Source organism: Mesorhizobium muleiense, assembly GCF_900099905.1.
GTDB classification, from domain to species: domain Bacteria; phylum Pseudomonadota; class Alphaproteobacteria; order Rhizobiales; family Rhizobiaceae; genus Mesorhizobium; species Mesorhizobium muleiense.
Genome location: NZ_FNEE01000017.1, coordinates 53,337 through 72,231, shown reverse-complemented (window position 1 = coordinate 72,231; position 18,895 = coordinate 53,337). Strand labels below are relative to the sequence as shown.

Genomic DNA, 18,895 nt, shown 5'->3' with positions numbered 1-18,895 from the left:
CGACTCATCTGGGATCGTCGAACACAAAGGCGCCGACAGGTGTTCCCGCGGCCCAACCCTCACTGCCCCCTGGAATGGCAAGCCATGCATCCGCCAGGCGGATCGCCTCCAGCGAAAAATCGCCTGTCGCAAGCGGCCGCCATCTGTCTTGTTCCTGCTTCAGCAGGACGATCTCGGCCAGTCCGACCGTGGAGGAGATTTTTCGCTCCAGTGCCAGGACCGTCTGTCGCGGGGCGCTCCTGCCCGTCAGGCGATCGATAGCCGGCTGAACAAGCGCCAGAAAGCCGGCAAAGGCCTGATCGGGCGCGCCGGGCAGAGCAATGATCGGGACCCCGACGAGCCGGCCGATCGCCGCGGTTCGGCCGGGCTGCAGCGCTATGTTGTGGGCGACGAGCGCCCCACGCGCGGCAAGCGCGTCAACTGTAGCGTCGGCGCGCCCCGCACCAGTGCCTCCAATCAGGATGATCAAATCGCCGGCTGCATTGCCAAGCGCCTGGGCGACGGATCTGGCGTCGCGCGCAACCGTTTCGATATCGAATACGGTCGCGCCAGAGGCTCTTGCAAGGTCGGCGATAAAATGCGCCGTGAAAGTATCGCTCGTCGGGGCGGCGACATCGATCAGGCGCACCTGCGGCATCCGCACCGCAATTTCACCAATCCCTGCGCTTCGCACTGTCAGGAGGTCAGCGGCCGACAGCCTGTCCCCTGCAATGATGAGCGGTCGGCCCGCCGCCATGTCCTCGCCGGCGCGTCGCACGCCTTGGCCCGGTGCCGCTTCATCGAGCGCCTGGGGCATCGGGCCGCTGCAATCGATGAGATCGGCATCGAGAACGCAATCGCATCCCTCCGGCATGGCGCCGCCTGCCTCTATCCAGACCGGCATTGCCATCAGCGGCAGCGGCGAATAGGCCGACGCACCAGCAAGATCGAGCGCGCGGCACGCCCAGCCGTCTGTCCTTGCCGTGTCGCGGATGGGCTGCGCGCGTGCCAGGGGCGGCATGGCGGCGCCGATCTTCCCAAGCGTCTGGTCAAGCGGCAAAAGAGTGGGCGCAACCGGTTCCACTCCGTCGAGGAGTGCGGCGAGAGCCGCTTCGAGACCGGTCAGCGCGCCGACGGAAGGCTGCATTCTCATCATGTCCGATGATGGGGCAGATGCGAACCGCTTTGCAACCGACTTCAGGAGCGCTTCTGCTCAGCGTTCGGGAAGAACAGTTGCTGGCCGTCAATGTTGTACTCGCCGATCGCCTGCTGTCCTTCAGGCGAGATCAGCCAATCTATGAAGCGTTGGCCGGGTTCAGCCTTGACGCTCGGGTGCCTCGCGGGATTCACCAGGATGACACCGTACTGGTTGAACAGCCTTTTATCGCCTTCGACCACGATCTCCAGTTCGCCGCGGTTCTTGAACGCCAGCCATGTGGCGCGATCGGAAAGCACATAGGCATCCATGGCGCTGGCTGTGTTGAGGGCAGCGCCCATGCCCTGCCCTATCTCCTTGTACCAGGGCTCCCTCACCGCCGCGATGTCGACACCTGCCGCCTTCCAGAGTCCGAGTTCTGCAATGTGCGTTCCGGATTTGTCGCCGCGGGAAACAAAAGCGGCTTTCTTTCGCTGGATCGATGTCAAGGCGAGTGCGATATCCGGCGAACCCTTGATGCCGGCCGGGTCGCCTTTGGGACCGATCAGGACGAAATCATTGTACATCACATCGAAGCGTTTCACGCCAAAACCTTGCTCGACGAATTTCTCCTCCTGCTCCCTGGCATGAACGAAGACCACGTCTGCGTCTCCCCGGCGGCCGGCGTCAAGGGCCTGGCCGGTTCCCTGCGCGACCACCCTCACCTCGATGCCAGTCCTTGTGGTGAACAACGGCAGTATGTGGTCGAAAAGGCCGGAATCCCGTGTCGAGGTCGTCGAGGCCACGACGATCGACTGTTCCTGTGCGCTGGCCGATGCGCCGCTGGAGGCGAGGAAAGTCAAGATGACCACAATTGCGGTAAACAGTCGACGGTTCAGCACTGGAAGCTCCATTTCCGCGATCAAAGAACAAGCTCCCCATGGATGAAGACTGCAGCTTCTGCGGATGCGGGGCGATCGAAAAAATCACCGGCGCTGGCGTGCTCGCACAGTCGGCCGCGAACGAGGAAGACGACATCTCCCGCAAGCCGGCGCACCTGGCCGAGATCGTGCGAAGCCATGACGATCTTGGCGCCCGATTGGGAGGCCATCAGGATGATCTCCTCGACATGGCGGGTTGCAGCGGGATCAAGGCTGGCGGTGGGTTCATCGAGCAGCAGGATCTCGGGTTCGCGCGCCAGTGCGCGGGCAAGCGCCACGCGCTGTTGCTCGCCGCCAGACAAGCGCCGCGCAGGTCGCGCCGCCAGGCCCAAAAGGCCCACACGATCGAGAAGTTCCTCGGTACGTGCCGCGCGACGATGGCGCGGACAACCAGCTTGCGCCAGTCCGTAGGCCACGTTGGCGGCGACGGAGCGGCGCAGCATCACCGGTTTCTGGAGCAGCATTGCCCGGCGCCCGAGCCCCCGATCGGTGCGCCCACCCCAACTCACAGTTCCTGCGGAAGGCGCGGCAAGTCCCATGCAAACCCGAAGCAGTGATGTCTTGCCCGCGCCATTGGGACCGAGCACGAGTGTCGGCGCACCGGGAGTAATCGCCAGGTTCAGGCGGTCCAGCATAGTCGTGGCGCCGGCGCTGAGCGAGACGCGGTCCAGAATGAGAGGAAGGTCGGTCAGCGCGGCCCGCATCATCAAGCCACCCGTTGCTCCGACCACACTCGCAGGCCCCAGGCAGCGGCATTGATCGCAAGAATGAGGCCGATCAAGATGGCGCCGAGACCCATCGCGAGCGGCAGGTCTCCCTTTGAGGTTTCGAGCGCGATCGTGGTGGTCATGGTTCGGGTAAAGCCCTCGATGTTGCCGCCGACGATCATGACTGTGCCGACTTCGGCGGCCGCCCGTCCGAAGCCGGCGAGCATTGCGGTGATCAGGCTGAAACGGCTGTCCCACAAAAGCGTCGCCACGCGGCCTGGCGGGCCGACGCCCATCGCCGTCAGTTCGTCGCGATATTCGCGCCACAAATCCTCGATGGTCTGGCGCGTCAGAGCCGCGATAATCGGCAGGACGAGAAGCGCCTGCGCGATGACCATGGCGGCCGGTGTGAACAGCAGGCCGAACGCGCCGAGCGGCCCTGATCGCGATAACAGCAGGTAAACGGTCAGGCCGACGACTACGGGCGGCAGGCCCATGAAGCCGTTGACAAGCACGACGAGCGCGGAACGTCCCGGAAAACGGGTCAGTGCCAGCAACGCCCCGAGCGGCAGTCCCACGACGGCCGCAACTGCAACGGCGGCCAGGGTAATGGTCAGCGAAAGCCGCACGATCGAGATCAGCGTCGCGTCGCCACTCGCGATAAGCTGCCATGCATTTAGGCCTTCTGACATACCCTTTCACCTGCGCTGCGTCGTCCTGCTATTTCTGCTGCATTTACTCCACATTCGTCAAACAATTGAACCTGCGCAGGAATATGCATAAGATTGCAGGATGGATTTGCTGACGACTGCAGAAGCCGCAGACTATTTGCGCCTTGGCGAACGCAAGCTTTACGAACTGGTCGCCAAAAACAGCATTCCGTGCAGCAAAGTGACGGGCAAATGGCTGTTTCCGCGTAACGAGCTCGACCGGTGGGTTCTCTCGGGATTGGCGCGTCCCGACGGAATGATTGCGCCCGAGCCGCCGCCCATAGTCGGCGGCAGCCAGGACGACCTGCTTGAATGGAGCCTTCGTCAGGCGGGCTCCGGCCTCGCCTCGCTTACCGAGGGGACGGCAGGCGGCGTTGCGCGTCTTTTGCGTGGCGAGATTGCCGCTGCGGCGATCCATTTCCACGGTGATGCCGCCGACCCCAATGTGGAGGCCGCGCGCGCCATGCCGCGGCTGCACGATGCGGTGCTGATCGGTTTCACGCGGCGCGAACAAGGGCTGCTGCTGCCGCCGGGCAACCCCCGATCGCTCAACAGCCTGACCGATGTCCTAGAAAGCGGCGCCAAGATCGCGATGCGCCAGGTCGGGGCCGGAGCCCAAATGCTGCTGGATGTCCTGGTCGCCCGCGCCGGCGCCAGCCAGAGGCGGTTGAACCGGCTCGAGCCGCCATGCCTGACAGGGCCGGAACTCGCTGCCGCGATCCGGACCGGCAGGGCCGATTGCGGCATCGCCACACGCGCCGCCGCGCGCGCCGCCAGCCTCGAATTCGTATCATTGGCGTGGGAGAATTTCGATCTGCTGATGCGGCAGCGAACCTATTTCCAGCCTTCGATCCAGGCGCTGATCCGCCTCATGGCCCAGGACAGCTTCGCTCAGCGCGCCGCAGAACTCACCGGCTATGACACCGGCCCGGCCGGGCAGGTCCGGTTCTTCCATTGATGTGGGCGTCGATGGGGCGCCGGGCGCACCGTCAAAGCTATTCAGCCAAGGTCGATGTCGCCTTCGACGACGTGGTGCAGACCGGCGCGTTCAGCCGTAATCACGGCCCTCACGGTCAGGCGCCCCTGCCCTTTCAGTCCCGCATCCGCCACGGCCTTTTCGATCGCCTGCTGCGAGGTGACGCCGACCTGCTTCAGGAACTTGCGCATCGACACGTTGAAGGCATCGGTTTCCATGTTTTGAGTCATAGGATTGCCTCTAATAGCTTGGACTGTGCGGCTGGTCGGGTCGCGATCGCATGCTGTTCCCCGGCAAAGACGCTGCCCGCCAGCGGAACACGGAAATGTATGATGCGCAATGCATAAGACGCTCGCAACAGCTTTGCTCGCTGCGGTTTTCCTCGCCGGCGCGACGGCACATGGTGCGGAACTGCGCGGGCATGGCGGTCCGGTGCGGGCGATTTCCGTGGCACCGGACGGAAAGACGGTGGCAACCGGCAGTTTTGATACCAAGGCAATCATCTGGTCGCTTGAGACCGGCGAAGCACGCGACGTGCTGCTCTTTCATGAAGGTGAGGTAACTGCCGTCGCTGCATTGCCGAACGGGCGCTTTGCCAGCGCCGGTGCGGATGGTCGCATCGCGATCTGGCAAATCGGTCGAGGCGAGCCGGCCCAAATTCTGGAGGGCCACACCGGGCCTGTCGCCGACCTCGAACTGTCACCCGACGGATCGATGCTGGCTTCGGCGTCCTGGGACACCACCGTCCGGCTCTGGCCGCTTGCCGGTGGGCCAGCGCGCGTCCTGGAAGGCCATCGTGCAAACGTCAATGCGCTCGCCTTCCTGGCGGACGCAACCCTCGTCAGCGCCGGCTATGACGCGACAGTCATCTTTTGGCCGAGCCAGGCTGGGGCGGCTCCGCTTCGAGCCATCATGCCGACGCCGCTCAACGCGCTAGCAAGAGCGTCCGGCGACCGCCTGTTCGTCGCAGGTGCTGACGGGCAGCTGCGGCTGCTCGACCGGCGCGGCAAAGTGCAGCTGGAAGTTCCGGTCTTGGGCAAACCGGTGATTGCTCTCGCCGCCACCCCAGACGCGAACTATCTCGCCGTCGCCGGCATCGGTGATGGAATCCTGTTGCTGGACGCCATCAGCCTCTCCACCATCCGCACGCTCGACACCTCCGGCGTGGCGGTATGGTCGCTTGCGTTCGCGGCTGGCGGCAAGACGCTTCTGGCTGGCGGCGCCGACCATCTGGTGCGGGAATGGAACGTCGAGAGGGGCGAGCGCCTTGGAGCCGCTACAGCAGGCAGGACCGATCCGATGGCCAGATACGCAGGCAATCCGGACGCAGAAGTATTTCGCGCCTGCGTTGCCTGCCATACGCTCGACCCGAACGATGGCCATCGAGCCGGGCCGACGCTGCATGGCATTTTCGGACGCAAGATAGCGTCCGTGCCGGGTTACCATTATTCGCCCGCTTTCCGGAAAATGGACATCGTCTGGACACCGGAAACCGTGTCAGAGCTGTTCGAGCTGGGTCCGAACGCCTACACCCCCGGCACCAAGATGCCTGAACAGACGATCAGCAATGCCGAGGATCGGGCAGCCCTGATCCGCTTTCTTCAGGCCGAGACACGCACGGACTGAACTTCGACATCACCGCATTGACCGAGCGCCCAAAAGGCTCGATGACTCCAGCCTGTGGAACACCGCCCGATTGCGGCCAGTCTGCTTGGCAACATAGAGTGCTTCATCGGCCTGGCGCTGGAGCTGCTCCGGCGAAATGGCCTGGTCCGGCGCCTGGACCGCCACGCCGATGCTGAGGGTGATATAGCGGGACACGCGGGATCCAGGGTTAGGAAGACGAGCAGCTTCCACACACTCGCGAATTCGCTCGGCTACAATGGCGGCCTCCTGCTCGTTCACACTTGGAAGCAGCACGAGAAATTCCTCACCGCCGTAGCGCGCAACATGATCGCGATCGCGCCTCACGTTCTCCCGGATCAAGCGGGCGACCTCGATGAGGCAACGATCGCCCTCGGCATGACCGAGACGATCGTTGAGCTTCTTGAAGTCGTCGATGTCGCACATCAGCATGGCGGCGCCGCCGGGGCATTTGCCGCCACCGCCCCAGACGTGGTCGAGCGTTTCCGTCATCCGGCGCCGATTGTCGACGCCGGTCAGCGGATCGGTTCTCGCCAGAAGCTCCAGCCGATCGTTCGCTTCTGCCAGTTCGGCAACCCTGTGTCGGTCTCGAAGCTCGAACAGAAAAGTCTTCTGAGCCAGAATTGTCATCGTACGCCGCGCGGCGACCGTAGCGAGAATGCCGCTGGCAAAAAACAACGTGGCAGCCACCGCATTGCCAATCTCAAGGCCCGGGTTCTGCACCTGGAAGACGAGATAGAGACCGAGAGCCAAAGCCGCGACCGTCACGGTCCATGCCTGAGGGACGCCGAAGATGATGATGGCGGTAATCGCTACGAACAGCATGATGTTCAAGTGCCGTTCGTAGAACTCGCCGCCGGCGCTTGCGCCGACCAATACGATCGACAACAGGATGAGGAACATGCCTGTGATCAGGGAAACCCCCTGGACCCAGGACGGGCGCCGTTTTCGCCAGACAAGGACCACGGCTGCAGCGACGGGAGGGATGATGGCGCCAGGCAAGAGCATGGATAGCGCGATCGACCTTGGAAGCATCACCAGGTTGAGCGCCAGCGTCAGCACATCGAGGAACGCCACCCATGTCATCCAGGCGCGGATGATCTTGGCCGTTTGCGACCAGACACGTGCCTGAAACAGGCGCTTGATCTCGCCTTTGAGCCGGATGTCGCGCGTGCGCTGCGCCAGAAGTCGCTCAACTTCCGCCGTGACGGCAGGATCGTCCTGCCTGTCGAGGTGCGTTCGATCTACCAATCGACGGGCCCTGAAGCCCCCCTTTCCCATACATCCATTCGAGCCACCCGGTGGTCAGCCGAGCGGCAAGCATGTCACGCTATGCCTAAGATTTGATTGCTGAAACCGTTTATTTGCGTGTTGATCGTGTAACCCTTTTGGTCACCGTCGTAGCCGGCTCACCGCCCCGATCGCCGGGAAACGCATTTTTGAGGGCGATCAGCCCAAGGCTCAGACCGCCTTGTCGCTCGAGGCCTTGCGCTCCCGCAGATAGTCTTCAGTGGTTCGCGGCGGCGAGCGACCAGGGCCTGCATAAGGATCGAAGCCCTCATTCATCGCCGCATCGACGCGGCAATTGTCGCACATCCGTACAAGGTCGAGCCGCCGTGCGTTCTCGCCTGCAAACATCCAGTGTTTGCCTTCGAGCTTGGCGACGATCCGCTCGACGGTGCTCCTTGTGCCGAACGGCTTTGCGCAGCGGATGCAGTTGTACGGCTCCTCTTGCTTCACGACCCGGCTGCGAGCACCCCATGCCTGGAAATCCACCTGCGGCGTCAAGGTGATGACCTTCTCCGGGCAGGTCGCGGCGCAAAGGCCGCACTGCACGCAGGCGCTCTCGGAAAAATACAGGGCCGGCTGCTGTTCGCTGTCAGAAAGCGCCCCGGTTGGACAGGCCGAGACACAAGAGAGGCAGAGCGTGCAGCCGTCGACATTGACGTCCAGGCCGCCGAACGGAGCTGCAGCAGGCAACGCCACCCGGTCGACCGGCGTCGGCGCGGCTCGATGGAGCTCGAGCATGGTGCTCGTCAGCAGGCTGCGCTTCTTGCCGAGCGGCAGGAATGCCGCCGGGCGCCGCGACGCAACATCTGGAGTAATCAGGTCGAGCGCCGAGGCGAGTATGTCGGGATCGTCCACTTCGATCAATCCGCAGACCTCCGCGCCATAACCGAGAGACCGGCTCAAAAGATTGGCGATTGCGATGTTTGCGGCAATTCCGGTAAGCTCATGCCTTGGCTTGGCCGACGACAGCGCCCTTACGGCGCAAGCGCCCCAGGCGACCGGCGCGGTCCACGCCTCGATCCCTAACTGGGTTATCTCGTTCACCGCGACCGGCAGGACATTTGCGGGCAGACCCGCGCCGAAGCGGGCAAGTGCGTCGATCAGCGGCTCGCCATGGCCGAGATCATGGAAAAGCACAATCGCATCCAGGCCGCCCGCCTCACGATAGGTGACAAGAAGCGTCCGCAGCCGCCGAAGCAGCGACTCGGCATCCGGCACGGCGTAGGCGGCAGCGCCCGTGGGACATGCCGCCGCGCAGCTGCCGCAGCCGGCGCATACTTCCGCATCGATTGCGACGTGGTTGCCGGCGGGCGTTATCGCCCCAGTCGGGCACAGGTCGAGGCACCGTGTGCAGCCGGTGATGCGCGATCTCGAATGGGCGCACAGATCGGCGGAGAAATCGATGAAGCGCGGCTTGTCGAACTCGCCAACCAAATCGGCTGCCGTTGCGATCGCAACGGCGACGGAGGCGCGATCGCCGGGATCGGCCTTCACGTAGCCGTCGCGCAATTCATGAGCAGGGAAAAGCGGAGCCCCGCCGGAGAGATCAAGGATGATGTCGGCGTTCGAGACCGCTCCATCCCGCGATATCCCAAAGCCAAGCCGATCGCGCGAAGATGGATTGGGCGCCGCGAAATCGTCGACTGTCAGCTCGAAGGCGCCAAGATGGCCGCGCGCTTGCCGGATCGTTCCCTGCAAGACGGGAAAATCCCAGACCCGGTGCGGCGCGATTTCGCGCGGACGGCTAAGCAACACAGTGACGTCCAGCTTTTCGGCGAGTTGCCGGCCCGCATCGATCGCCGTGGCGTCGCAGCCATAAACCAGGACGACACCATTGCTCGAAAGCGTAACCAGCGCGGGTGGCGAAGCGGGTTCGGCCGCCATGGCGAGCAGAGCCGCCGCTTTCGGGCCGGCAGCAGCAGCATCCTGCGACCAGCCGCCCGTCTCGCGAATGTTTGCGAAAACCAGATCGCCTGCGAAACCGAGTTCCTCGGCGAGGTCGCCGAAAAGCGGCGCCTGCTGCGTGCAGCTGATGGTGACTGCTTCGCCGCCGCTCAGGGCGCTGCGCACCCGGTCGAGTTCCGCGCCGCAGAACTGGTCCCCCGCCTCGACCCATGCGCCCTTGCATCCGCGGGCGACGCTGGCGCCGAAGCGTGGCATGCTCCGCTCGCACGAGCAGACCAGGACCGTGCGTGGTTTGTCCAGGCTCATTCCGACTCCCGTGGCATCTTCCTTGTCCACGCGGTAGCGCCTCTTGCCTGGAAGTATTATAAAGACATTACAGTCGCCGTCATCAAAATATGGATCGGCCTATGCGGCCCTCTGTCAGCGACCTCCAACTGCCACCGCCTTACAGCCTCGTGCCGCTGAGAGAGGCCGGTGACGCCTTTGCGCACGCCTGCGCGATTGCGGCAGACGAAGGGGCAGGCACGCTTGCCTGGGTGCGCCGCTACGATCTGGCCGAATTCGCCGTGGTGCTCGAGCCTGAAGAGCCGCTGGAGGATGCGCGTCGCGCGATCTATGCCGGCATGAACGCACTTGCCGATGCGCTTGCGGTCCATGCTCCGCCGTCGCGGCCCATCACCTTCGACTGGCCCGACGCTGTTCGCGTCGACGGGGTTCTCGTCGGCGGCGCCCGCCTGGGCTGGCCGGAAGGGGCACGGGAGAACGAAATCCCCGACTGGATCGTCTTCTCCGGCATGATCCGCACCGCCGTCATCCGCGCCGGCGAGCCCGGTCTGCGGCCGCTGCTTGGCGCGCTTGACGAACTCGGCTTCGTGGCGCTCGATGCCGGTGAGATCGTTGCGAGCTTCTCCCGCCATCTGATGGCCGCATTCCACGAATGGAGCGATACCGGCTTCGGTTCGATCGCCAGCCGCTGGCTCGACCGGCTGCCCCGAAAGGGCGACGAGCATGCAGAGATTGCCGGCAACGGCGATCTGCTGATTTCCGACACGGCCTCTCAAGGGCTTCGCGAGCGAATAAGCCTGCCCGAGGCGCTTGCCAGGCCCTCCTGGCTCGATCCGATGACGGGCACGCCATGGCTTTGAAGCTGCCGCGAACGATCCGCCTCGATCCATCGGACACGTTTGTCTATTCGCGCGCTGCAGAACCGGGCGAGTGGGCGGTGACCGGCACCTTCCTGTTCTTCGGCGCCGATGTGGCCAGGCTTTCCGGCAAGCAACGGCAGGCGTTCCGCGCCGGGTTCCTCGGCATTGATAGCTTCGGCTGGTCCACCCTCGTCGTGGTCACGGACGCGACCGTGCATGATCGCGCGGCGGCCGTCGATCGGCTGGCCGAGCAGCTTGTGGTGCGATGCGGCGCGCCGGACACCGAAACGGCGCGCGCCGCCGCCGAAGAGGAGATAGAATTCGCGCAATCGCTGTGCGACCACCCGCCAAACACGCTGATTGCGGTCAACCGCACCAGCGAACAGGCCGGCACCCGCGAGTGTTTCCGAACCCTGCATCGCAAGGCGAGCCGGCTGGAGCCGGCAACGGCATTCCGCTTTGTCGAAATCGACGGCGAGGAGGAGTCGACGGAAAAGTTCGATCTCCTAGCATTGGCCGGGAGGCAGAAGTGAAGGATTTCTGGGTTTCCTCAGGTCATCACCTTCTCGACAGGGATGAGGCCGGGCGCCTGCTGGTGACCGACTCCTTTCTGAAGGCATATTTTGCGCGGCCAGAGCTTCTCCCTCCCGAAACGGCCTGCCCGGCGGAGCTGCGCCTGCATCACGAACTTTTGATGCATCATCCGCGCCGGCCGGTCGCGAAGCAGGAGATCGCCGCCCTGGAGGACCCGGATGCGCGCGAGAACTGGGAGTTCATGATCGCCTTTCGCGACCATGTGTTGGCCGCTCCCTCACTCGAGGCCGCATATCTCGCGCTGGCGCGCGGCTCGGCCGAAACTATCCCGCCGCTGTTCATGAACCAGCTTGCGCAGGTCGTCCTGCGCAATGCGCTGGATGGTCAGCACGACGCCTGCGTCGTGCGAGCCGCGGAGCTGTTTTATCGGCCGCAACGGGTGACGTCTAACGAGGGCGCCGTGCTTCTCGCCGATGCCGAAACCATAGAGCTGCATGAACAGAACCGCCATGCCTCGCCACTCCTGAACATGCTTGGTGGCCCAGCCGTCACCGAACTGGAGATACTCGACGAGAACAATGCCGAGCGTTACTTCGCCAGGAGCGACGCTTTCGATATGGTGCTCAAGCTGGGCAGCGCGCGCAGTCCGACCCGGCGCGGCCTTGCCACAGCAATGGAGATCTGGGTTCGCCATCTACTTGCGGTGGACGTGGAGATCGAGCCGGTGGAGCGGATCGAGGACGAGGACTGGGCCTGGTTCGTCGGCCTCGACGCCGAAGCGACCCGCATCGGCAACACGCTCTGGGCCGGCGATGAACTTGACCCGGAGGCTGCACAGCGCGTGATTGCACTGTTCCGGCTCACCTTCTCCGACACAGGCGAAGTACTGCCGCAGGTGGGCGCCAGGCCCGTCTGGCTCATAATGGCCATGACCCCTGACCGAACGATCCGCATGAAGCCGCAGAACCTTGTCGCAGGCCTGCCGTTTCGCGCCCCAGGGACGGTGAACTAGGAGGATTGGTGCCATGGTGCAGGAGACGGCGGAAGTCGGGGTGATCGTCGAGCGACGGGCTCTGGACAACCCGTGGATCGACCATGTCTGGGTTCCCGTGGCCGTGCTGGCGGGCGCGCCGAGCGCGGCGCCATGGTCGGTGCTGCACGAATCAGACGGCGTGACGCGCTTCTATGCCGGAACTTTCAAGCTTGAGCTCTTCGGGTGCGACACGGGCATGTACCGGGACAACCTCCGTTCGGGGCGGCCTAGCCTGTGGATCGCGCTCCGGTCGAGCGATGCTCCACCCGGAGTTGTGCTGCACCTGGTGACCGCTGACCCTTTCGAGGGCGAGTCGCTGACCGAGGCTGGCCCCGACATCATCGAGGCCGTGCCGATGCCGATCGAGCTTCAGCAATGGCTGGCCGCCTTTGTCGAGACGCATCACGTCGAGCGTCCTTTCATCAAGCGCAAGCGCGATCGGGCGGACCCTGATGCCCTGGCGAGGCGCGGTCCTCGTTCCGGAACGACGGATGATGCCGAATGAGCGCGGGACGCGATAATGTCTTCGCCCGCTGGTCGCGCCTGAAACAGGCGGCGCGTTACAGTTCGACTGCGGGGCCGCAGAACGATCAGCTTTCGCCTGACGAAGTTGCGGCGCCAGCCGATACTGGTGAGCAGCTTGCACCAGCAATTGTCGAGCCGGAGGCCGCCGAGCCCGCCGAGCCCCTCCCGCGCCTCGAGGATCTGACCGCTCAAAGCGATCTCTCAGCCTTCCTGCGCAAAGGCGTGCCCAAAATGTTGAAGCGCGCCGCATTGCGCAAGATGTGGTCGCTCGATCCGGCAATTCGTGATCATATCGGGCCTTCCGAATATGCCTGGGACTTCAACAGCCCTGGATCCATGGCGGGATTCGGCCCCTTGAAAGCATCCAGCGAAGCTGTCGTGGATTTCCTGTCGAACGGCGGCAACCCGACCGATCCGGCACCCGCCGCCATGGCTTCGCAGGCGCCGGAGAAGGCGCCAGCGACCAGCGCCGTTTTGGCGGACGAGGGCGTGAACGCCTCAGCCGATGGGTCGAATTCTGTCACGCCGGACAGTTCGATCGAACCGGCAAACCCCGAATCTCCTTCGGCCGCCGGCGCCGCGGAATCATCGCCGATCGATCGCCAGCGACGCCATGGCGGCGCCATGCCGCGCTGATCTGGATTTGTTGCCATTTTGGCACAGTCGCTGTTGCAATTGCCGGGCGGGGTACTAGTATTCACTTTACCCACTCGTTGAGGGGCACGGTCGAGGTCAGTAGATGAACCCAGACTTGCGCCTGGAGGAGGCAATCGGCACGTCGTTCGGAGCTGACGCTCTGGTTCCCGGCGTAGAAGATGCTGACGTCAACGACGTGAACAGCGCACGCGCGGATGAGTACGCGCTGCTCGCCACGCTTCTCCTGGCCGCTCCGGATGCAAACCTCATGGCGCGGCTTTCCGGGTTGCGAGGCGACGCCGAGACCCCGCTCGGCAAGGCTCATGCCGCACTCGGCCAGGCTGCTTCTTCAGCCTCTCCGGTTGCCGTCAGTCGCGAGTATTTCGAGCTCTTCATCGGGGTCGGGCGCGGCGAACTCGTTCCCTACGCCTCCTACTACCTGACCGGCTTTCTCAACGAACGGCCGCTTGCCCGCCTGCGCGGGGACATGAGGCGCCTCGGCCTTGAACGCGCGGACGGTCATTTTGACCCGGAAGATCATCTCGGCACGCTGTTCGAGATCATGAGCGGCTTTGCCGCCACCCATTTCGTGGTTCCCGCCGGCGAGGAGCGGGACTTCTTTGAACGTCACATCGCGCCGTGGGCGAGCCGTTTCTTGGCCGATCTGGAAAACGCGGCCTCGGCCAGGTTTTACCGGGCAGTCGGCGCGTTGGGGCGGATTTTCATCGACATCGAAGCCGAAGGCTTTGCCATGGAGGCGCGACCAAGCTCGTGACCTGATCGCGTCGACGCATAGGGAGGAAGGCAGATGCAGGAAAAGCAACAGACGGCAATGAACCGCCGCAGTTTCCTTCGTGCCTTCGGCGGCGCATCCACTACCGCCGTGGCCGCCGCCGCCGTGACGCTCACCCCAGGAGAAGCGCAAGCTTACGATCCCGGTGAGGAGGAGACGAGGGCTCGCTACCGCGAGACCGAGCACGTCAAGGCATTCTACCGTGTGAACGGTTATGAGACGTTGAAGAAATGAGGGCGCCATGCTGACCAAGCGCAAGAGCGGTCAGGCGAGCCGCACAAGATTGCACACACTGATGGGCACGGTCGCCTCCGCTCCCATCGACCGGCGAACCTTCCTTCGCCGTTCCGGTCTCGCGGCCGGCGGAATGGCTGCACTCGGGTCGTTCCAGCTCGGCACCGTTCAGAAGGCGGCGGCCATCAGTCCGCCGCAGCCGGGCGTGCCTATAGAACTGAAGAAAAGCGTCTGCACCCATTGCGCGGTCGGCTGCACCGTTACCGCCGAAGTCCAGAACGGAGTTTGGACCGGTCAGGAGCCTTCGTGGGACAGCCCGATCAACCGCGGCTCCCATTGCGCCAAGGGCGCAAGCGTACGCGAGCTCGTACACAGCGACCGCCGGCTGAAATACCCGATGAAGCTCACCGCAGGGCAGTGGGAGCGTGTCTCCTGGGACGACGCAATCAATGGGATTGGCGACAAACTGCTTGAGATCCGTGAAAAGTCCGGCCCGGAATCCGTCTACTGGATGGGGTCGGCCAAGTTTTCCAACGAAGGAACCTATCTCTTCCGCAAGCTCGCGGCGCTGTGGGGAACAAACAATCAGGACCACCAGGCCCGCATCTGTCATTCGACGACCGTCGCCGGCGTAGCCAACACCTGGGGCTACGGCGCGATGACGAACTCCTTCAACGATATCCGCAATTCGAAGACCATGATCATCATGGGCGGCAACCCAGCTGAGGCGCATCCGATAGCAATGCAGCATCTGCTGGAAGGCAAGGAACTCAACCAGGCCAATCTGATCGTCATCGATCCCCGTTTCACGCGCACCGCCGCCCATGCGACGGAGTACGTCCGATTCCGGTCCGGCACTGACATAGCGCTGTTGTGGGGCATGCTATGGCACATCTTCGAGAACGGCTGGGAGGACAAGGAGTTCATCGCGCAGCGCGTCTACGGGATGGATGAGGTCCGCAAGGAAGTCGCGAAATACACGCCGGAGGAGGTTGAGCAGATCACCGGCGTGCCTGGCGATCAGGTGAAGCGTGTCGCCGAGATGTTCGCCACGCAGAAGCCGTCGACGATGATCTGGTGCATGGGTCAGACACACCACACGGTTGGCACGGCCAATACACGCGCAAGTTGCATACTGTGTCTCGCCACCGGCAATGTCGGCAAGCCGGGGACGGGCGCGAACATCTTCCGCGGCCATGACAACGTCCAGGGCGCGACGGATATCGGGCTCGATGTGGTCACCCTGCCCTTCTATTACGGGCTGACGGAAAGCGCCTGGAAGCACTGGTCGCGCGTTTGGGAGATCCCCTACGAGGACCTGCTGAGCCAGTTCGACTCGAAGGATGCCATGGAAACCCCGGGCATACCGCTGACAAGGTGGTTCGATTCCGTCTCGCTGCCCAAGGACAAGATAGCGCAGCGCGACAGCATGCGCGCCATGTTCATTCAGGGCCACGCCAGCAACAGTATCACCCGTATCCCGGATTCGATGAAAGGCCTGACAGGCCTGGAGCTGCTTGTCGTCGCCGATCCCCATCCCACCACCTGGGCATCGCTGGCGGTGGAGGCGGGGCGAAAGGACAACACTTATCTGTTGCCGGTCTGCACGCAATTCGAGACGTCAGGCTCGCGCGTCGCCTCAAATCGGGCCATCCAATGGGGTGAGCAGATCGTGAAGCCGAGCTTCGAGCAGAAGGACGACTACCAGGTCATCTATCTGTTGTCGAAGAAGCTCGGGCTTGCCGACAAGATGTTCAAGAAGATAGCCGTCGAGGGCGACCGTCCGGTGCCGGAGGACGTGCTGCGCGAGATGAACCGCGGCAGCTGGTCGACGGGCTATTGCGGTCAGTCGCCGGAGCGGCTCAAGGCGCATATGAAGAACCAGCACAAGTTCGACCTGGTGACGATGCGGGCTCCCAAGGACGATCCCGAGGTCGGCGGCGACTATTACGGCCTGCCTTGGCCATGTTGGGGCAAGCCTGAGATCCGCCACCCAGGTACGGCCAATCTTTACAGCACCGGCCTGCATGTCATGGACGGCGGCAGCCCGTTCCGCGCCCGCTTCGGCGTCGAACGAAACGGCCAGACCCTATTGGCGGAAGGCTCCTACACGCAAGGCTCGGAACTCACCGACGGCTATCCGGAGTTCACCATGGCCGTGCTCAAGAAACTCGGCTGGGACAAGGATCTGACGGCGCAAGAACGCGCCGTGATCGAAAAGATCGGCGACGACATCAACAAGGTCTCGTGGTCGACGGATCTGTCAGGCGGTATCCAGCGCGTCGTGCTCAGCCATGGCTGCCATCCCTACGGCAACGGCAAAGCGCGCGCAGTAGCGTGGAACCTGCCCGACCCGGTACCCACCCATCGCGAGCCGATCTATTCGCCGAGGGTGGATCTGGTCGCAAAATATCCGACCTATCCCGACGCCACACAGTTCCGGTTGCCGAACATAGGCTTCAGCGTGCAGCAGGCGGCGGTGGAAAAGGGCATCGCCAAGACGTTCCCGCTGATCCTGACCAGCGGCCGGCTCGTCGAATATGAGGGCGGCGGCGAGGAAACGCGGTCGAACAGATGGCTGGCCGAGCTGCAGCAGGAGATGTTCGTCGAGATCAACCCGGCCGATGCATCCGAACGCGGCATCGGCGATGGGACCTGGGTTTGGGTCAATGGTGCCGAGAACAACGCGAGGGCGCGGGTGAAGGCTCTGGTCACGGAGCGCGTCGGCCGCGGCGTCGCGTTCATGCCCTTCCACTTCGGCGGCTGGTTCCAGGGCAAGGATCTCAGGGCCCACTATCCGCAGGGCACCGATCCATATGTTCTGGGAGAGAGCGTCAACAGCATCACCACCTACGGCTACGACCCGGTGACGGGCATGCAGGAGCCGAAGTGCACGCTCTGCCAAATCGTTGCGGCGTGAACGGGAGGAACAGAAATGGCCAGGATGAAATTCCTTTGCGACGCTGATCGTTGCATCGAGTGCAATGCCTGCGTCACCGCCTGCAAGAACGAGCACGACGTGCCATGGGGCATCAACCGGCGCCGCGTCGTCACCATCAATGACGGCAAGCCCGGCGAACGCTCCGTCTCGATGGCGTGCATGCATTGCACCGACGCGCCTTGCGCGGCGGTCTGTCCGGTCGACTGCTTCTACACCACGGCCGACGCGGTGGTGCTCCACTCCAAGGACCTGTGCATCGGGTGCGGCTATTGCTTCTACGCCTGCCCGTTCGGCGCCCCGCAATATCCGCGTGTCGGCAACTTCGGTTCGCGCGGCAAGATGGACAAATGCACCTTCTGCGCCGCGGGCCCGGAAGGTGATTCCACCGAAATTGAATATGCCAAGTACGGAGCCAACCGGCTGGCTGAAGGCAAGCTGCCGCTTTGCGCCGAAATGTGTTCAACCAAGTCGCTCCTGGCCGGCGACGGGGAGATCATCGCGGCGATCTACAAGGAGCGTGTGACGCAGCGTGGCTATGGTTCGGGAGCCTGGGGCTGGCAGACGGCCTATCGGGAAACAATCGACGTATAGGAGGCAGTTGGGCTCGTCTCGCGCGCACGGAGCTAGCAGGGAGGACGGAGAAATGCCGGACAACAGGCTTGGTCGACTGATTCCGCAGGCTATCGCGGCGTTCATGACGCTCACGCTGCTGGTCGCGGCGCCCGTGTACGCGCAAGCCCCATCCGGGAGCAACCCGACCGCTCAGGCGGTGAACGAACAGCAGCTTCTTGATGAGCTGCGGAAGATCGAGGGGCGCGTCACCCTGCCCAATACGGCCGCAGGCTTGCTCGAGCAACCACAAGGCCGCGACTACCGCGGCTTCCACGAGGGCTGGCTGCCGTGGATCGGCGGCATCGCGATAACAGGAATTTTGCTGCTGCTGGCGCTGTTCTATGTCTACAGGGGCCGCATCCGCACACAGGCGCCCGAATCGGGCGTAAAAATCGTGCGCTTCGGTGCTCTGGAGCGGCTGACCCACTGGATGACTGCCACGGCGTTCATCATCCTGGCCATCACCGGATTGAACTTTATCTTCGGCAAGCGTCTGCTGATGCCGCTGATCGGGGCCGATGCATTTTCAACCTGGTCGATCTGGGCGAAATACGCCCACGACTTCGTCTCCTGGGCATTCATGCTCGGCATATTGATCATGCTGGTGACATGGGTCTGGGATAACCTTCCCGATCGCCATGACGCGCATTGGCTCAAGGTCGGTGGCGGCTTTTTCGACAAGACCAACAGGACGCATCCGCCGGCCGGACGTTTCAACACCGGCCAGAAGCTCATCTTCTGGGCCGTCGTGCTCGGCGGAATTGCGCTGTCGGTGTCGGGCATATTCATGCTGTTCCCGTTCGCATTCACCGACATAAACGGCATGCAGACGGCCCAATATGTTCACGCGACTGTCGGCGTCATCCTGATCGCCGTGATTATCGCTCACATCTATATCGGCACGCTCGGCATGGAAGGCGCTTATGAAGCAATGGGTTCGGGCACCGTCGATATCAACTGGGCGAAGGAGCACCATAGGCTTTGGGTCGAAAGCCAGGAGGCGAAAGGTGCGATACCGCCGCGCTCGGCGGCCGAAGCGGCCGAATAATAGCTTCTGCGCACAATCGAAATGCCCGGGCCATTGGTCCGGGCATTTTCTTGGCGTGCTCGCAGGCTTTCATTGCGCGGGCCTCGAAATCCACGTCAGCGACCGCA

General features: G+C 63.5%; 19 protein-coding genes. 12 read left to right on the top strand and 7 right to left on the bottom strand.

The window, feature by feature from the left end:
* Positions 1-4 precede the first annotated feature (4 nt).
* Genes BLT09_RS24245 through BLT09_RS24230 form a run of 4 tightly spaced genes read right to left on the bottom strand, consistent with a single transcriptional unit; the run spans position 5 to position 3,454 of the window.
* Complete coding sequence (locus BLT09_RS24245; RefSeq protein WP_329608812.1) at positions 5-1,126, bottom strand: molybdopterin-binding protein; 1,122 nt, start codon at positions 1,124-1,126, stop codon at positions 5-7.
* A 50-nt stretch (positions 1,127-1,176) separates the two neighbouring features.
* Entirely contained in the window at positions 1,177-2,028 is an 852-nt protein-coding gene (locus BLT09_RS24240; protein WP_091597680.1) for an ABC transporter substrate-binding protein, read from the bottom strand.
* Between the two features lie 8 nt (positions 2,029-2,036).
* Positions 2,037-2,759, bottom strand: coding sequence for an ATP-binding cassette domain-containing protein (locus BLT09_RS24235; RefSeq protein ID WP_091597678.1), 723 nt, complete (start codon positions 2,757-2,759; stop codon positions 2,037-2,039).
* Positions 2,760-2,761: 2 nt separating this feature from the next.
* Entirely contained in the window at positions 2,762-3,454 is a 693-nt protein-coding gene (locus tag BLT09_RS24230) for an ABC transporter permease (protein WP_091597675.1), read from the bottom strand.
* A 100-nt stretch (positions 3,455-3,554) separates the two neighbouring features.
* On the opposite strand from BLT09_RS24230, the gene BLT09_RS24225 reads away from it, so the two are divergent.
* Complete coding sequence (locus BLT09_RS24225) at positions 3,555-4,430, top strand: helix-turn-helix transcriptional regulator (RefSeq protein WP_091597672.1); 876 nt, start codon at positions 3,555-3,557, stop codon at positions 4,428-4,430.
* A gap of 41 nt (positions 4,431-4,471) precedes the next feature.
* On the opposite strand, the gene BLT09_RS24220 is transcribed toward BLT09_RS24225, so the two are convergent.
* Positions 4,472-4,678 carry a DUF6494 family protein gene (locus BLT09_RS24220; RefSeq protein WP_031254328.1) on the bottom strand — a complete coding sequence of 69 codons (207 nt, stop codon included), beginning with the start codon at positions 4,676-4,678 and terminating at the stop codon, positions 4,472-4,474.
* A 109-nt stretch (positions 4,679-4,787) separates the two neighbouring features.
* On the opposite strand from BLT09_RS24220, the gene BLT09_RS24215 reads away from it, so the two are divergent.
* Complete coding sequence (locus BLT09_RS24215) at positions 4,788-6,074, top strand: c-type cytochrome (RefSeq protein WP_091597669.1); 1,287 nt, start codon at positions 4,788-4,790, stop codon at positions 6,072-6,074.
* Between the two features lie 9 nt (positions 6,075-6,083).
* Here BLT09_RS24215 and BLT09_RS24210 read toward each other — a convergent pair whose 3' ends face one another.
* Together BLT09_RS24210 and BLT09_RS24205 are read right to left on the bottom strand one after the other, a co-directional pair.
* On the bottom strand, positions 6,084-7,343 hold the full coding sequence (locus BLT09_RS24210; protein ID WP_236473696.1) for a GGDEF domain-containing protein: 1,260 nt from the start codon (positions 7,341-7,343) through the stop codon (positions 6,084-6,086).
* A 210-nt stretch (positions 7,344-7,553) separates the two neighbouring features.
* Complete coding sequence (locus BLT09_RS24205) at positions 7,554-9,593, bottom strand: 4Fe-4S binding protein (RefSeq protein ID WP_091597822.1); 2,040 nt, start codon at positions 9,591-9,593, stop codon at positions 7,554-7,556.
* Positions 9,594-9,694: 101 nt separating this feature from the next.
* Here BLT09_RS24205 and BLT09_RS24200 point away from each other — a divergent pair, with 101 nt between their 5' ends.
* The 10 genes from BLT09_RS24200 to BLT09_RS24155 all read left to right on the top strand — a co-directional run bounded on the left by BLT09_RS24200 (position 9,695) and on the right by BLT09_RS24155 (position 18,788).
* The gene (locus BLT09_RS24200) at positions 9,695-10,432 is read left to right on the top strand and encodes a biotin/lipoate--protein ligase family protein (RefSeq protein WP_091597663.1); all 738 of its coding nucleotides are present in this window, start codon (positions 9,695-9,697) and stop codon (positions 10,430-10,432) included.
* Positions 10,423-10,965, top strand: coding sequence for a DUF6505 family protein (locus BLT09_RS24195; protein WP_023797601.1), 543 nt, complete (start codon positions 10,423-10,425; stop codon positions 10,963-10,965). The genes BLT09_RS24200 and BLT09_RS24195 overlap by 10 nt, the downstream gene beginning before the upstream one ends.
* The gene (locus BLT09_RS24190; protein WP_091597660.1) at positions 10,962-11,978 is read left to right on the top strand and encodes a DUF6352 family protein; all 1,017 of its coding nucleotides are present in this window, start codon (positions 10,962-10,964) and stop codon (positions 11,976-11,978) included. Before BLT09_RS24195 ends, BLT09_RS24190 begins: the two co-directional genes overlap by 4 nt.
* Before the next feature lie 13 nt (positions 11,979-11,991).
* A complete protein-coding gene (locus BLT09_RS24185) occupies positions 11,992-12,504 on the top strand; it encodes a DUF3305 domain-containing protein (protein WP_091597656.1) in 513 nt (170 codons plus the stop codon).
* Complete coding sequence (locus tag BLT09_RS24180; protein ID WP_091597653.1) at positions 12,501-13,160, top strand: DUF3306 domain-containing protein; 660 nt, start codon at positions 12,501-12,503, stop codon at positions 13,158-13,160. Before BLT09_RS24185 ends, BLT09_RS24180 begins: the two co-directional genes overlap by 4 nt.
* 115 nt (positions 13,161-13,275) lie before the next feature.
* On the top strand, positions 13,276-13,935 hold the full coding sequence (locus tag BLT09_RS24175; RefSeq protein WP_091597818.1) for a TorD/DmsD family molecular chaperone: 660 nt from the start codon (positions 13,276-13,278) through the stop codon (positions 13,933-13,935).
* Between the two features lie 33 nt (positions 13,936-13,968).
* Entirely contained in the window at positions 13,969-14,187 is a 219-nt protein-coding gene (locus BLT09_RS24170) for a formate dehydrogenase (RefSeq protein WP_023797596.1), read from the top strand.
* 7 nt (positions 14,188-14,194) lie between these two features.
* A complete protein-coding gene (locus tag BLT09_RS24165; protein ID WP_091597650.1) occupies positions 14,195-17,107 on the top strand; it encodes a formate dehydrogenase subunit alpha in 2,913 nt (970 codons plus the stop codon).
* A gap of 15 nt (positions 17,108-17,122) precedes the next feature.
* On the top strand, positions 17,123-17,719 hold the full coding sequence (gene fdh3B / locus BLT09_RS24160) for a formate dehydrogenase FDH3 subunit beta (RefSeq protein WP_027151217.1): 597 nt from the start codon (positions 17,123-17,125) through the stop codon (positions 17,717-17,719).
* Positions 17,720-17,771: 52 nt separating this feature from the next.
* Positions 17,772-18,788: a formate dehydrogenase subunit gamma gene (locus tag BLT09_RS24155; protein WP_091597647.1), complete on the top strand. Its 1,017-nt coding sequence runs from the start codon at positions 17,772-17,774 to the stop codon at positions 18,786-18,788.
* The last annotated feature ends 107 nt before the right edge of the window (positions 18,789-18,895 follow it).

Excerpts from the sequence above, each read along its gene's own strand:
- BLT09_RS24215 (WP_091597669.1), top strand. The coding sequence starts at position 4,788 with ATGCATAAGACGCTCGCAACAGCTTTGCTCGCTGCGGTTTTCCTCGCC.
- BLT09_RS24220 (WP_031254328.1), bottom strand. The coding sequence starts at position 4,678 with ATGACTCAAAACATGGAAACCGATGCCTTCAACGTGTCGATGCGCAAG.
- BLT09_RS24180 (WP_091597653.1), top strand. The coding sequence starts at position 12,501 with ATGAGCGCGGGACGCGATAATGTCTTCGCCCGCTGGTCGCGCCTGAAA.
- BLT09_RS24195 (WP_023797601.1), top strand. The coding sequence starts at position 10,423 with ATGGCTTTGAAGCTGCCGCGAACGATCCGCCTCGATCCATCGGACACG.
- BLT09_RS24155 (WP_091597647.1), top strand. The coding sequence starts at position 17,772 with ATGCCGGACAACAGGCTTGGTCGACTGATTCCGCAGGCTATCGCGGCG.
- BLT09_RS24240 (WP_091597680.1), bottom strand. The coding sequence starts at position 2,028 with ATGGAGCTTCCAGTGCTGAACCGTCGACTGTTTACCGCAATTGTGGTC.
- BLT09_RS24165 (WP_091597650.1), top strand. The coding sequence starts at position 14,195 with ATGCTGACCAAGCGCAAGAGCGGTCAGGCGAGCCGCACAAGATTGCAC.
- BLT09_RS24245 (WP_329608812.1), bottom strand. The coding sequence starts at position 1,126 with ATGCAGCCTTCCGTCGGCGCGCTGACCGGTCTCGAAGCGGCTCTCGCC.
- BLT09_RS24230 (WP_091597675.1), bottom strand. The coding sequence starts at position 3,454 with ATGTCAGAAGGCCTAAATGCATGGCAGCTTATCGCGAGTGGCGACGCG.
- BLT09_RS24170 (WP_023797596.1), top strand. The coding sequence starts at position 13,969 with ATGCAGGAAAAGCAACAGACGGCAATGAACCGCCGCAGTTTCCTTCGT.
- BLT09_RS24200 (WP_091597663.1), top strand. The coding sequence starts at position 9,695 with ATGCGGCCCTCTGTCAGCGACCTCCAACTGCCACCGCCTTACAGCCTC.
- BLT09_RS24225 (WP_091597672.1), top strand. The coding sequence starts at position 3,555 with ATGGATTTGCTGACGACTGCAGAAGCCGCAGACTATTTGCGCCTTGGC.
- fdh3B (WP_027151217.1), top strand. The coding sequence starts at position 17,123 with ATGGCCAGGATGAAATTCCTTTGCGACGCTGATCGTTGCATCGAGTGC.
- BLT09_RS24235 (WP_091597678.1), bottom strand. The coding sequence starts at position 2,759 with ATGCGGGCCGCGCTGACCGACCTTCCTCTCATTCTGGACCGCGTCTCG.
- BLT09_RS24185 (WP_091597656.1), top strand. The coding sequence starts at position 11,992 with ATGGTGCAGGAGACGGCGGAAGTCGGGGTGATCGTCGAGCGACGGGCT.
- BLT09_RS24205 (WP_091597822.1), bottom strand. The coding sequence starts at position 9,593 with ATGAGCCTGGACAAACCACGCACGGTCCTGGTCTGCTCGTGCGAGCGG.